Here is a 13,539-nt window from a genome sequence, read left to right as displayed (position 1 = left end):
CGATGAAATCCTCGAATACGCCAATGACGTCTCACAACCTGACAGCTAGCACTGACTTGTGCGTCAGGAGGAAGAACGTCCTCATATAGACGTCGGCCTGTCGCCAGACGCCTGCCGAGCGCTTCGATGAAGCCTTCATAACGCTCGGCCGCCTGCGCCCGTGCAGCAGCAGCCGAGCTTTCGGGCAAGGCGGGCGTCATGATCATCCAGAAACGGATGAACTGGGCCAATGTCTCGACGGTGATCCCGGTATCGCGCTCCAGTCGGGACAGGCGTTTATCGACACGGTCCAGCCGTCGGGTCAGTGCGGCCTGTCCGGTCCCCTCTTCAGGAGAGAAAAAGACAGACAGAGCCGTCTCGACCACGAGGGAGCCGGACTGACGGCGACGGGTGGCCGTATCACTGACAGCTTTGAACAGATCGGGATCGAGATAGACCGTCATCTGCTGCTTCTTGCGGGAGCGTTTCATGGTCCACCGATCTCCATCCCATCATCACGGTCAATGGCGGCCAGCCGCGCTACCTTCTGAAGATCCATAAAGTCCCGGTCCCACCGTGTCGTGCGATTGCCAGCTTCGGGTGATTTCGTCTGCTCCCGCGTGTCATCCCTCTCCGTACGCGGTGGAATATCACTCGGATCGGCGTCCGGTGTGCGCTTGTGACCGGCCCCCAGAGGCGTTTCTTCTTCCTGCGTTGACAGTGGGGGGGCGGCACCATGCACCACCGTCTCGGGCAAGGGGCGTCTGGTCCAGTCATCCGGTTGTATCGCGGTCGGTGCTGATATCGTTCCTGGTTGGGGCGGTGGCAGTGCGCGCTCCCGGAAACGGGCATCACTATAATATCGAGCTTTCTTCGCACGAACGGGTGGCGTCCCCGCCGCCATGACAATCTCGTCGGTTGGTGGAAGTTGCATGATTTCACCTGGCGTCAGAAGCGGGCGGGCACTTTCCTGCCGCGAAACCATCAGATGCCCCAGCCAGGGTGACAGGCGATGCCCGGCATAGTTTTTCTGTGACCTGATTTCCGTGGCAGTGCCCAATGCATCTGAGACCCGCTTGGCAGTCCGTTCATCGTTGGTGGCAAAACTGACCCGGACGTGACAGTTATCGAGGATCGAATTGTTCTGACCGTAGGCTTTCTCTATCTGATTCACGCTCTGGGCGATCAGAAAAGCTTTGATGCCGTAACCACCCATGAACGCGAGAGCGCTTTCAAAGAAATCAAGCCGCCCGAGCGCCGGGAATTCGTCCAGCATCATCAGCAGGCGATGGTTATGCTTATGCGCGTTCAGATCCTCTGTCAGTCTGCGCCCGATCTGGTTCAGCATCAGACGGATCAACGGTTTGGTGCGACTGATATCCGAGGGTGGCACGCTGAGATAAAGCGTGGTCGGACGACGCCCTTTGACAATATCCGCAATCCGCCAGGCACAACGCGAAGTGACTTTCGCGACGACCGGATCACGATACAGGCCAAGAAACGACATGGCGGTGGAGAGCACACCAGACCGTTCGTTGGGAGATTTGTTCAGCAGTTCACGGGCGGCGGATGCAACCACCGGATGCGGGCCATCCTTGCCCAGATGCTTCGTCTGCATCATCGCAGCAAGGGTGGCTTCAATTGAGCGTTTCGGATCAGACAGAAGATTGGCAACACCGTAGAGCGTCTTGTCTTTCTCCGCATACAGAACATGGAGGATGGCGCCCACCAGCAGAGAGTGTGATGTTTTCTCCCAATGGTTCCGGCGTTCAAGCGATCCTTCGGGATCGACAAGCACGTCCGCGACATTCTGGGCGTCGCGTACCTCCCACTCCCCCTGCCGGATTTCAAGCAGGGGGTTGTAGGGATCAGAGGCAGGATTGGTCGGATCGAACAGGAGCACGCTGCTGAAACGCGCCCGAAAACCTGCGGTGATCTGCCAGTTTTCTCCCTTGATATCATGGACGATGGCTGATCCCGGCCATGTCAGCAGGGTCGGAATGACAAGCCCCACCCCCTTACCGGAACGGGTCGGCGCGAAACACAGGACATGTTCAGGACCATTATGACGGAGATAATCCCGTCCATACTGCCCGAGAATGACCCCATCGGGATCGAGCAATCCGGATTGCTGCAATTCCTCACGGCTGGCCCAGCGTGCGCTTCCATAGGTTGCGGCCCGTCTTACCTCACGAGCCCGACGAATGGAAAGCGCGACCGCTGCCACAACAGCCAGTACGCCGCCACTACCGGCGATCCACCCGCCCTGATTAAAAATATCCGGGGCATAGGCGTCGTAGACATACCACCACCAGAAAACCATGGGGGGCCAGTAGACAGGCCAATGATGCGCAAGCGTGAATCAGGGCTGACCAAGCTGGGGCTGAAAGCCCAGTTTCCACGCCACCCATTGCGTCGCCATCCACCATGACAGGATGATCATGAGCAGGACGACGCTCACCTGCCCCCATAAAATCCGTGATCCGGACATAGTGCTTTCCTCCATAGAAACCCATGGAAGAAAGGAAACGAAGACACTTAACTGGATTCAATGTTTTCCGCCCTACCTGCGCGGCCCGGCGCAAAGAGGCGTAAAATTGTCGGCGCAAGCGTTACCAGAACCCATTCCAACAGCGTGTCTGGTCTTGGCGACAAAACGCACTAACGGCAGAAGTCCGGACATGTGCTGACCAGCCATGCAGGCATAGTCATACCTCGACGCACAATCTGACCATTCTCGATTTCAAGCACAGGCTCCGGCATAACGCCTGAATTATCGGAGATGACAACACGGTCAGACAGGCCAATAACAGTCGGAAGATTGGCGAGACTGCCAATATATCGTCTGCGAATGGCTTCCGGTTCAATGAAATGTCCACCACCCGCAGCACGTGCCCTGACGCGCTGAACATTCATTTCGACCGACGCCAGAGCAATATATCTCAGCTCGATATGATATCCGGCGTTCCGCGCCGCCGTGATGCGACGGATTACGGAACGGCCAGATAATGTCGTTTCGAGAGAAATCGACTTCCCGGCGGCCAGCGACGCGTTGAATATCTCGATGGCTCGCCGTCCGGCCTCCCTGTCTGCATCGCGCGGGCTGCCTGGGTTGATCCCCCGCGCTATCTGGTCGGGGTCAATGACGATGTCGACCGGCTCAATGTCAGCGCTCGTGCCAACCCGCAGACTGCTTTTTCCGGAGCCGTTCGGTCCTGCGTAAATCAGTAATCGTGTCACGCGGGATAGGGAAAATCTTCGTCGCGGAACTCTTCCAGCGGTGCAAGACGTTCAACCCGACCGCCGGGAAATTCGCGCACAACCCATCCCTTCTGGACATAGGTCATGATCTCGCCGCTCGCTGTCCGGGCTTCCCGTGCCCGCTCGCCAGCAACGCGGACCGCCTCAAAGCTGGCCCATGCATAGTGCTGCCGCTCCTGCATCTTGTATTCGGACATGACGACCCCGTTTATCCATGACGTTCTATGGAGTCACTCATAGCACAATCGTTGTCTGACGCGCAGAGGTCTTTTGCCCAGACGGACATCAGGCCTGCGTTGATATCCCCACAGAAGCCAGAACACCGACCGCTTCCCGTCTGAGCGGTTCTATTTCGTCGAGGGCCGCCAGCCAGAATGTAGCCCCTTGCAAACGTGTCAGGGCGTCCGTGGCTGCCCGCATAGGGTCATCAACCGCACCCTTTTCGAGGATTTCCGCCATTCGGGCGCGCAATGCAATTACGAAATCCCGGACAGCCGTCTTCGCCTCTGGCGTGTCAATCGGGACTCCGAAAGCCAGGTGGAAGCCTACACATCGTCCACGCTCGCTAAAGACTGCGACAATACGGTCGATCAGTTCTCGATAAGTGTGCATCCAGTCGACTGCCGGATCGGGAAGCCCTTCAAAAGTTTCCTTCAGGGTCAATTCGAGAACATCAACGACGAGCGATTCCTTACTTGGAAGACGATTATAAAGACTGGACTTCTTCAGACCGACCCGCTCGGCCAGGTCGTTCATCGAAGCGCCGGTGTATCCCCGTTCCCGGAAGAGTTCGCGCGCAGCAATCACGATATCGTCATAGGATGCTTTCATCTTTATTCTTCCATTAAGACCGATCGGTCTGGTTTCCTGATTCCGGGATCATTTCATTCTCAAAGTGTCAGTCCATCGTCAGGAGACTCAGTCATGAAACTCTATGATCTCGATGTATCCGGCAATTGCTACAAGGTGCGCCTGTTTGCAGCCCTTACCGGCATTCCTCTTGACCTTGTGCCGGTTGATTTTTCCAAAGATGAGCAACACAGCTCGTTGTTTACGGACCTGAATCCATTTCAGGAAGTACCGGTTCTCGTCGATGGCGAGACGGTCGTCCGGGATTCTCAGGCCATTCTCGTCTATCTGGCTTGCAGTCTGTCCGACCAGCGATGGTGGCCCGATGACAGACGCGTTCAGGCGAACATTGTCGGGTGGCTGTCAGTTGCAGCCTGTGAGATCCGCAATGGGCCGAATGCCGCACGTCTGATCAGGAAGTTCGGTGTCGATCTCGACATGGAGGCCGCCCTTCACTGGAGCACCAAGATTCTTCCAATCCTCAACAAACATCTGGAAAGCCGAGAGTGGCTGGCATCAAGCCATCCTACAATCGCCGACTGTGCAGTCTTTCCTTACCTCTCGGTTGCGCACGAGGGCAGTGTGGACGTAAGGCCTTTCCCCGCGTTAATGGCGTGGATGACACGGGTCAGCCGTCTCCCCAATTTCATCCCGATGCCCGGTATGCTGACGTTACCATACTAAGTTGGCCAGCGAAGCGGGCGATCAAAGCCCGATCCCCATGTCCCGCTTCCGGCCGAACGACCAGTCCACGCCCCCGTCCTCCCGTGCGACGCCGGAGACATGACGTCCGATCTGTTTCTCCAGCGATGGCGTCCAGGGAACAAGCTGGAACCCGAGGCCGCCATCAATCATAGCAAAGCGCCCCGAAGCGAGGGTCAGCCGCTGTCGGTAGGTTCCAGTGACGTACTCGCCGGCCTCAGCACTCTGGATGGGCTGGCCGGTTTCGCGCGCCAGACGCCCGGCCACGTCCCGCATCTCCAGCGCCCGCATGGAGGCGACCATGCCACGCGGATAGCGCACGCGCGCTCCGTCCTGCTGTGCGATCCCCTGCTCGACCAGATGAGCGCTGCGCTGGCGTAGCGCGTCACGCACTTCCGCGCCGAAACCACCCTCTCCCAGCGCCACCGGTTCGCGAGCGACAAGCTGGCGGTCCAGCCATGTCGCGCCCCGCGCCAGCACCTGCTCTCCGATCGGCAGATCGGACCGCACCGCAAGTGTCGCCCGTCGCTGCCCCTTCGCATCCTGATAGGTCCGCAGTTCAACCAGCCCACCGTGCGGCACGTCTCCGGCCGCTTCCAGTGATGGCAGTTGGACATGGTGCGTGCGCCCGTCCACGCCGTCGATCACCGCATAGGCACTCCCCTTCAATTCATCATCCAGACCGCGCGCGACCAGACGTCCGATCACCGGCTCGGCCGGGTCTTCCCCGGCCAGCACCCATGACGACGAGGGCCGTTCGATCCCCTGTTCACTCAGACCACGGTGGATGCGTTTGATGATGTCATTGCGCTGCCCCATCTCGCGCAAGGTGACTTCCGCCGTTTCCTCCAGCCGCCATTGTCCGACCCCGACCTCATGGGCAAGGCCCATCCGTTCCAGTCGCCGCAGCCGTCCGACCTTCATGACCGCGAACGCGTCTGGCTGCCGGTCAGGCGACGGCGCCATGTCGATGATACCGTGCTGGTTCGCGTCCTGCTGCAACTGACGGTCCAGTTGGGTCCAGCGTTCTGCCTCGACCTGGCGTTCAACGTTGCGGTGTATTTCCTGGTCGGTGCGCGGCCCGAGTTCAAGCGTCACCAGGTTCTGGGCGCGAGCACGCAATCCCTCGCGGATGTAATCCCTGGATATGACCAGATCCTCGCCGTCCTGGTCCTTGCCCCGCACGATGATGTGGATATGCGGATTGTCGGTGTTCCAATGCGACACGGCAACCCAGTCCAGCTTCGTGCCGAGATCCTGTTCGGCCTGCGTCATCAGTTCCCGCGTGAAGGTTTTCAGGTCCGCCATCTCAGTTGCATCCTCTGGTCCCACGATGAAGCGGAAATGATGTCGGTCATCCTGACACCGCTCGGCGAATTCGCGCGCGGGCACATGGTCGCGCTCGGCCCCGAACAGCCGGGCCTTCTCCCCGTCCTTCGTGACACCTTCGCGCTGGAGATAGGAGAGATGGGCACGCAGGGTCGCCCGTGCGCCATGCCGGACCACCCGCGCCTTGACGAGGGCAAGCCGGGTGCGCCTGGACAGGAGACGATTGGCACGGGTTGCCGCTCCCCTGCCCCGCCCGAAAGTGGACGGTCCCTTTCCGGCACGCCCCGAGCCAGGACGGCCCATGCCACCCGCCCGGTTGGTCGCGGCCAGCACGCGGCCGATGAAGGACCGCCCCTCGCGGACACGGGGCAGGCGGATGCGGCCCGGCCGGACCCGGAAATCGTCATCACGGGCCATGAAGATCGCGACCTTGCGCTAACACATTGAAAACAAGCCAATCACGCCATCGGACACCTTGGGATGGGAAAATGACCTTGTGAAAAACCCAGAAAAACTGCCCTCCCCAACCATTCCGCACCTTGCGGCTTTTATCTTGCATTAGGCCCCAAAGACCCGATCCCCAGCGCAACCGCCGTTCCCCCGACTTCTCGGCTCCCCGCGCCATCGGCATCGGTGCGCGCCCTATCATGGTGCCTGCTCCAAAGAGACGGGCACGAACAGCGCTTCGGACGTACCGACCGATGCCTGGGGCGTGTGCGGGAAATGTCCGGCAAACAGCGTCTCGTTAGGCTGGTCGCGCGCAACGGATACGCCGGTTTCGTGCAGACCGTCCGCAGGAAACGTGCGCCGGTCGAGCAGGTGTGTGACAGAGGCGACGTAATCCCGGGTCTCGTGTGGGAGAGGCTGGCCCGTTGCAAGATGGGCCTCATAACGGCCCGGTCCTGCATTATAGGCCGCCCGAAAACCCGCATCCCCATAGCGGTCATGCAGCAGGCGGAGATAGCTGGCACCGGCAAGAATGTTGTCCCGCGGATTAAAAGGATCGGTTCCAAGAGCGAGATCGCGCCGCAACTCCTGCCATGTCGCGGGCATGATCTGCATGAGGCCCATTGCCCCTTTGGCGGAGATGGCATGGGTGTCACGGCGGCTTTCGACATGCATCACCGCGCGGATCCATTCGGGCGGCAGGGCGACACGCGCTGCCGCCTGATCGATCATTCCCTCGATGTCCTGCGCGCTGGCAGGATGCATCAGAGCCACCTGCGAAGCCGCCAGCCCTGTGCAGCACACGCGGACGAGACTGCACCTGGTCGGCGTGCTAGCATTGCGGCCACCCTGTCGCGCTCCTGCAATCAGGCGCATCATTCGCGTGCTCCCTGACGTTTCTGCGGGCGGTTCCAGACAAGCTGCCAGATCCGTCCACCCCGGCCCGCCTGGAACAGGCTCGCGCGCAGGCCCTGTGCCAGAGAGGGGTCGTCGAGCACCACGACGATGTATTCGCCTGCCCGTTCGCCAGTGCGTGTCCAGCCCGCGCCGACTTCTGGTCCTTCGGTACTGTCACCGAGATAGATGCGATAATCCGGTGCGTTGCCGCCGTCAGGTGTCTCAACGCGCGCCAGAATCAGTTCGGCATCCAGCGCAAGTGTGCGCAGGCGTCCTGAAAAACCTTCAGCCGTGCGCGTAAAGAGTCCAATCTGCGCCATGTCAGTGATCCTTTGAAGTATGAGAAGGAGGCGGGCTGGCGGCGGGCGCTGACCGGATAGAACTGCACCAGCAATTCATGCACGCGACGAAAACGATCGGCATGAAAAATACTGCCATTCTGCTTTTCCCAGACGATCTCCTGAGCGTGTCGCAGCCCTGCCGCCCGGAAGTCCGGTGCGGTAGCCATAAAACTGCGCAGGGAGCCGAAGACCCAGAGCGAGCCATGAGGCTTCAATGCCTTTGCCGCTAAAGGCGACCATCCGCGTACATGCCTGTCCCACGCCAGTGATGTCTCGCCATAGGGCGGATCAGAGATGATCAGATCAAAAGGCCCGTGATCAGGCATCAGGAGCCGGCAATCGCCGCAAAGGGGGGTCATGGCGATACCCCCTGTTCCATACCGCCATGTCTGCCTGCCACCATACGGCAGAGCGCAGAACTGTCGGCAAATGTCGGGCCAGAATCACCAGTTTTTATGATAGTCGAAGACTCACGTGCGCGCTCAGGCGCGGTGTACAAGTACAGAATGGTTATAATATTTAGTACTTTTAGAGAGCCATAATTTCTCCTTTTATTACAGCTTGTTATATGGATTTCCCATTCCTGATAGGTCGAGAATCCGATTCCTGATAGGTCGATGGGCATCAGGAGTCCTCCACATGGTTATCCACAGGACCTTGTGGATAAGTTTCTTTGCTGGGATCAGGGAAGAAGCGGAGTACCGGCACATTGCTGGCGTCGGTCTCCAGACGCAGGCGGTAGCCCGGCAGGGTGTCTGCCGCGACCAGGCGGCGGATTTCGAAGACAAACCGGGGATAGGGAGAACGGGATGCTGACTTGCGGTAGAGATGGGGTAGATCGAACGCCCAGCCATCGGACTGCCGACCGGCATGTCGGCGAACGAGGAGATACAGCCAGCGCTCGAACCCGCCGGTCAGGGTGAAGTAGCGGGGGTCAAGCGTGAGGACACCCCGGCGACCGATGGCATCGCAGAGCCATTGGGGCAGGATCAGGTCTAGTTCTCCACGCCGTTCCTGCCAGGCGATCAGCCACGAAAACCCCTGCGCGCCGTCACGGGTCTGGCGCAGCGATGTCGTCACACGGGTTCCTGATCGCCCCGTTCTCCCTTACCGCCGGCGGCGTTCTGCATGGAATGCGCTTCATCGAAGATGATGACCCCGTCGAAATCAGCGCCCAGCCACTCGACGATCTGCTGGACGCGGGAGGCTTTCGCGCCGCGTTCTTCCGTCCGGAGCGTCGCATAGGTCGTGAACAGAATACCCTCGGTCAGACGGATGGCGTTACCCTGCGGAAAGCGTGACTGGGGCGTGACCAGCAGCCGTTCCATCCCCAGCGCCGACCAGTCGCGCTGCGCGTCTTCGAGAAGTTTGTCGGACTTCGACACCCAGACGGCCCGCCTGCGACCCTGCAGCCAGTTATCGAGGATGATGCCCGCGACCTGCCGCCCCTTTCCGGTGCCGGTGCCGTCGCCAAGGAACCAACCGCGACGGAAGCGGACGCCGTCGGGGTCGTCCTCACCGACACGAGTGAGGACATCCCATGTCTGATCGGCTTTCCATCGGCCTGCCAGATAGCGATCATGGGCCTCGCCGGCATAGATGACGGATTCCAGCTGCGCGTTAGAGAGCAGGCCGTCACGGATGACAGGGTCAGGGAGGGTTGGCTTGTGGCAAGGCCCGGGCGGGCGCACCGACGCCATGGCGGCCGACTGCACCAGTTTGGTGGGATGCGGCCGAGCGCCGGGAATTGCGATACTCTGGAGGCGATAATCCTCATAGAGCGCGTCAGACAGACGTGTCGTCACGGTTCCGTCTCCGTCCGGCGGCAGGATCTCGTAGGACAGGGCCGCACCCTGCATTTCCGAGACCGTCCTTTGGCGGGATGCGACGGCAGCCTTGCGCCCGAGATAGCCCCCCACCGTGCGAGGCGAGGTGAGAGCAGCAGAGCGTGACACTGCCGACGACTGGTGCGCCTGTGGCTGACAGGACGGCAGATCACCGATGATCCAGCCCAGCAGCGTCGGAAAATCGGGAGCGGTGCCACGGGCCGCGACAAAATGCGAGGGCTCGGAAGCGGGTATGCGGTCGAACACCAGGACCCGCGTTTTAACACCCGTTCCATGTTGCCGGTACAGATCCCCCGCGACACCGGCCGAAAACACCAGACGTGCCTTGGCCTGCAGAGTGGTAAAGCCATCGGTCCATCGCGGGTTGTCGGGGCAGAAGGACGTACCGGTCAGGGCGACAAGCCGCCCACCGAGCTTCAGCCGGTCGAGTGCGGAGGCGATATGCCGGAACGCCGTGTCAGGCGCCCGCCCCGCCACATGCACCGTCGCCGAAAAGGGCGGGTTCATGATGACGACATCCGGCTGAACGCTCTCGGGCAGATAGTCGTGGATCTGGGCAGCGTCATGCCGGAAAGACCGGGCCGTGGGAAACAGGGCCGTCAGCAGATCGGAACGGCCCGGTGCGTATTCATTGAGAGTCAGGACCGCGCCCGCCAGTTCGGCGAAGACGGCCAGAAGACCGGTCCCTGCCGAGGGCTCCAGCACATGATTGCCGCGCCCGATATCAGCCGCACGAGCAAGGCAGAACGCCAACGGTAATGGTGTCGAGAACTGTTGCCAGGTCTGGCTGTCGTCCGAGCGACGCGTCTGCGAGGGGAGAAGAGACGCCAGACGCGCGATACGGGCCAGCAAATCTGTGTCGTCGGATGCTTTGGTCATCAGGGCCGGACCGTAGCGGCGCAGGAACAGCACGGACGCGGCCTCGGCGGCGTCATAGGCCATCTTCCAGTCCCATGCGCCCGTTGCGTCAGCCGCGTTGAAGGCGGTTTGCATGGCTCGGCGCAGTCGGCTGGCGTCGAGCGTCTCCCCGCGTTCGAGGTGGGACAAAAGCAACCCCGCGGCGGCAAAGCCGCGCAGGTCGGGAGTGGGTGTAACAGGGCAATCCATAACGGTGGTCTCCGGGAGGGAAGGAGGAACGGTCCCGGCACGCCTCTCTCTCCCGCGCCAGAACCACCCGGCCCAAAACAGCCCTCTCCCTTCCCGTCCCCGCCCACAGGAGAACGCCGGGCTTGAAGCCGCCACAATCTCCCCGTAACGGTTCTGTGAGGCTCACGCCTGAACCATTCGTACAGAAGGCATTGCGCATGAAGATTTCAGAACTGGTCGACCAGATCGCCGAGACGACCGACGCCAGCAAGACCGATACCCGCAAGGTGCTCGACGCCCTCGTGGAAGCGATGACCGCTGCCGCCCAAAAGGGCGAGGAGATCTCGCTGCCCGATTTTGGCAAGTTCAAGGTGAAGGCCGTGCCGGCCCGCGAGGGACGCAATCCGGCGACCGGCGACAAGATCAAGATCGCAGCCTCCCGCAAGCTGGCATTTACGCCCGCCAAGGCCCTGAAAGACGCGCTGAACGGCTGAAAACACTCCCTCCCCGGTGGTCCCGACAAACAACAGGAGGTCCTATTTTTGTGGATCGGAATGTCCTGTTTCTGTTACTGTGCAGGACCATCAGGGAGGTCCATTAAGGTCATCATGATCCAGCTACGTCGCACCAGAACGCTGAAAGAGCGGCTGAAGACACGCATTCGCCGCGCGCGCGGCGACGTCTTCGTGCCGCGTGACTTCGCCGATCTCGGCGAATATGACAGTGTCAAAAGAGCCCTTCGACAGCTCATTGTCGAAGGCGAGATCGCGCGTCTGGGCTACGGGGTCTATGCCCGCGTAAAAACGAACGGCCTGACTGGCCGGCCGATGCTTGCCGTCCGCGGCGGCTTCGATGGAGCCGTGCGTCAGACTCTCAGCAAACTAAAGGTCGACTGGCGGGAGTCCGATACGGTCCGACAGTACAATAACGGGCGCACGACACAGGTTCAGGCCAATCCGGTCTTCGAAGTCCAGAGCCGGTTCAACCGGAAGCTGCGCTATCGAAATCTTGAGGCGCGGTTTGAAAAGCCTTACGCCTGATCTGCTCGCCGAAGTTGCCGATGCGCTTGACCTGTCATCCGCAGCTCTCGTGGAAAAGGACTATCGCGTTGTAGAGGTGCTGGCAGCACTTCAGCATGCGGACCTTCCTCAAGGAATAAGTCCGGTTTTTGCTGGCGGCACATGCCTAGCTCGCGCCCATCGGCTGGTTGCCCGGATGTCCGAAGACGTGGATATGAAGGTCGCCATAACGCCGCTGCCGTCGAGCAAGAGTGCGGCCCGGAAGATTCTGGGCACGCTGAAGGACATCATCAGTAAAATCGCGATGGACCTCGGTTTTCCCGAACCCGTCATTTCCGCCAAAAACGAAAACCACTATATCCGTGCCGAACTGCGCTATGCGGGCAGCATGGCCGAAGACGTCGATCTGCGCCCGCACCTTCTCGTCGAACTGACATACGCGCCTGCGGCTCTCCCGACCGTCGAAAGATCGGTACGGTCTTTCGTAAGCGAGGCGACAGATGCCGAACCGGAAATACAGCAGATCACCTGCATTTCCGTGGATGAGACCGCAGCCGAAAAATTCGTGGCCCTGACCCGTCGGACAGCAGGTTATCTGGAAGGACGGAAAACAGACGCTTATGACCGCTTCCTGATCAGGCACGTCTACGACCTGCATTGCATCCTGCCCCATCTCGATCTGCCTCGTGTCTCGACACTTGCCAGACAGATCATGGTCAGTGACGCAGAGCAGTTTAAGAAGTGGTTCCCTGCGTATGGCGCAGACCCAGAGGCAGGCACCGAACAGGCGTTAGCTTATCTTATGACGAATTCAGAATGTCGTGATTCCTTCGATCGGTTTCAGGCATCCATGGTTTACGGCGAACATTTCATCTACGACACGGCAATGGCGTCAGTACAGAGCCTGTATGCCGCCATTAAAGAAACCGAAAATCATGTAGATAAAAAAAACGATGTCGAACCAAATAAAAAACGACCGAAATAAAGACAACGGCGATAAAGATTATCACTTTTCCAAAGGAAAAACCGGCAGGATCGTCCGTTGGCTGCTCCGCATTGGTAAGCGGCCCGAAACCGTTGATGAAACTGTCACCGCACCCGCCGTCCTCACACTCATGGCATTCCTCTGGGCTGACAAACATCCGGATTGCGGCCAGCTTCCGATATGGGTCTATGTCGCCTCCGTAGCTGCTGCCGGAACCTGGTACGGTCTCGTCAGAGGAGGTCCTGAATTTATCAGGCCCTTCTTCAGGGGTATCTTGACTGGCGGACTGACCGCGATGACGCTCTACCTTTGTCTGCCACATATTGCGCAGCCTCAGGAATGGTCTTCCATATCAGGCAACATGATCATAATTGGCATGGATCTGTTTTTCTTTGCCCATGCGCTTTCGGCTATCGCGCGCGAGTTCTTATTAACGACAGAAAATCAGTGGGAACAAGGACGTATACGACGCCAAGAAATATTTGCCGGAGGCATTAATTTTAATGCATGGTCCAACACATATTCCTCATTCTCTCGATTTATGAGGTACCTTGGCTCTCAATTCTATTTATTCTTGCGCTTACTGACAACATCAAAATCTTTGGAGGGGTTTCCTCCTTTGCTATGCGCTTTTATTCTCTTTTTGCGCTCAGCTCTTTGCGGCTCTGTGGTCGGATATTTTTCGACTAAAATATCCGGGATACATTTTTGGCACATGCTCTCCAGTCTCACGCATTTATTGTCTCCACGTATCTAGCTGTCAGGTTGTGAGACGTCATTGGGATGATGTAGGGTGG

General features: G+C 59.5%; 15 protein-coding genes and 1 pseudogene. 5 read left to right on the top strand and 11 right to left on the bottom strand.

The window, feature by feature from the left end; genetic code table 11:
• From B7449_RS14980 to B7449_RS14960, 5 genes and pseudogenes are all read right to left on the bottom strand, one after another.
• Positions 1-470: hypothetical protein (locus B7449_RS14980; RefSeq protein ID WP_244465766.1), on the bottom strand; the 470-nt coding region annotated here is incomplete at its 3' end.
• Positions 467-2,470 (bottom strand): annotated as a pseudogene (locus B7449_RS14975) (conjugal transfer protein TraG). The gene B7449_RS14980 and the pseudogene B7449_RS14975, both read right to left, overlap by 4 nt.
• Before the next feature lie 170 nt (positions 2,471-2,640).
• On the bottom strand, positions 2,641-3,219 hold the full coding sequence (locus B7449_RS14970; RefSeq protein WP_014106943.1) for a zeta toxin family protein: 579 nt from the start codon (positions 3,217-3,219) through the stop codon (positions 2,641-2,643).
• A complete protein-coding gene (locus B7449_RS14965; protein WP_010512019.1) occupies positions 3,216-3,437 on the bottom strand; it encodes a hypothetical protein in 222 nt (73 codons plus the stop codon). The genes B7449_RS14970 and B7449_RS14965 overlap by 4 nt, the downstream gene beginning before the upstream one ends.
• Before the next feature lie 88 nt (positions 3,438-3,525).
• Positions 3,526-4,071 carry a TetR/AcrR family transcriptional regulator gene (locus tag B7449_RS14960; RefSeq protein WP_014106942.1) on the bottom strand — a complete coding sequence of 182 codons (546 nt, stop codon included), beginning with the start codon at positions 4,069-4,071 and terminating at the stop codon, positions 3,526-3,528.
• 93 nt (positions 4,072-4,164) lie between these two features.
• Here B7449_RS14960 and B7449_RS14955 point away from each other — a divergent pair, with 93 nt between their 5' ends.
• Positions 4,165-4,773, top strand: a complete 609-nt coding sequence (locus tag B7449_RS14955) for a glutathione S-transferase family protein (RefSeq protein ID WP_034928099.1) — start codon at positions 4,165-4,167, stop codon at positions 4,771-4,773.
• Between the two features lie 21 nt (positions 4,774-4,794).
• Here B7449_RS14955 and B7449_RS14950 read toward each other — a convergent pair whose 3' ends face one another.
• The 6 genes from B7449_RS14950 to B7449_RS14925 form a co-directional block, all read right to left on the bottom strand.
• Complete coding sequence (locus B7449_RS14950) at positions 4,795-6,537, bottom strand: relaxase/mobilization nuclease domain-containing protein (protein WP_048883766.1); 1,743 nt, start codon at positions 6,535-6,537, stop codon at positions 4,795-4,797.
• A 228-nt stretch (positions 6,538-6,765) separates the two neighbouring features.
• On the bottom strand, positions 6,766-7,332 hold the full coding sequence (locus B7449_RS14945) for a lytic transglycosylase domain-containing protein (protein WP_052952431.1): 567 nt from the start codon (positions 7,330-7,332) through the stop codon (positions 6,766-6,768).
• Between the two features lie 110 nt (positions 7,333-7,442).
• The gene (locus B7449_RS14940) at positions 7,443-7,784 is read right to left on the bottom strand and encodes a DUF736 domain-containing protein (protein WP_034928093.1); all 342 of its coding nucleotides are present in this window, start codon (positions 7,782-7,784) and stop codon (positions 7,443-7,445) included.
• Positions 7,703-8,164 carry a DNA methyltransferase gene (locus B7449_RS14935; protein WP_235721138.1) on the bottom strand — a complete coding sequence of 154 codons (462 nt, stop codon included), beginning with the start codon at positions 8,162-8,164 and terminating at the stop codon, positions 7,703-7,705. The genes B7449_RS14940 and B7449_RS14935 overlap by 82 nt, the downstream gene beginning before the upstream one ends.
• A gap of 265 nt (positions 8,165-8,429) precedes the next feature.
• Positions 8,430-8,885 carry a replication initiator protein A gene (locus B7449_RS14930; protein WP_235721137.1) on the bottom strand — a complete coding sequence of 152 codons (456 nt, stop codon included), beginning with the start codon at positions 8,883-8,885 and terminating at the stop codon, positions 8,430-8,432.
• The gene (locus B7449_RS14925; protein WP_244465765.1) at positions 8,882-10,759 is read right to left on the bottom strand and encodes a strawberry notch-like NTP hydrolase domain-containing protein; all 1,878 of its coding nucleotides are present in this window, start codon (positions 10,757-10,759) and stop codon (positions 8,882-8,884) included. The genes B7449_RS14930 and B7449_RS14925 overlap by 4 nt, the downstream gene beginning before the upstream one ends.
• 191 nt (positions 10,760-10,950) lie before the next feature.
• Here B7449_RS14925 and B7449_RS14920 point away from each other — a divergent pair, with 191 nt between their 5' ends.
• From B7449_RS14920 to B7449_RS19890, 4 genes are all read left to right on the top strand, one after another.
• Entirely contained in the window at positions 10,951-11,232 is a 282-nt protein-coding gene (locus tag B7449_RS14920) for an HU family DNA-binding protein (RefSeq protein ID WP_264996583.1), read from the top strand.
• A gap of 114 nt (positions 11,233-11,346) precedes the next feature.
• On the top strand, positions 11,347-11,778 hold the full coding sequence (locus tag B7449_RS21110) for a DUF6088 family protein (RefSeq protein ID WP_034928088.1): 432 nt from the start codon (positions 11,347-11,349) through the stop codon (positions 11,776-11,778).
• A complete protein-coding gene (locus B7449_RS14915) occupies positions 11,759-12,742 on the top strand; it encodes a nucleotidyl transferase AbiEii/AbiGii toxin family protein (protein WP_159108156.1) in 984 nt (327 codons plus the stop codon). The genes B7449_RS21110 and B7449_RS14915 overlap by 20 nt, the downstream gene beginning before the upstream one ends.
• On the top strand, positions 12,711-13,499 hold the full coding sequence (locus tag B7449_RS19890) for a hypothetical protein (protein ID WP_133250329.1): 789 nt from the start codon (positions 12,711-12,713) through the stop codon (positions 13,497-13,499). Before B7449_RS14915 ends, B7449_RS19890 begins: the two co-directional genes overlap by 32 nt.
• Positions 13,500-13,539: the final 40 nt, after the last annotated feature.

It is taken from the genome of Komagataeibacter intermedius TF2 (assembly GCF_000964425.1).
Classification (GTDB): domain Bacteria; phylum Pseudomonadota; class Alphaproteobacteria; order Acetobacterales; family Acetobacteraceae; genus Komagataeibacter; species Komagataeibacter intermedius.
This window is presented reverse-complemented; position numbering and strand designations above follow the sequence as displayed.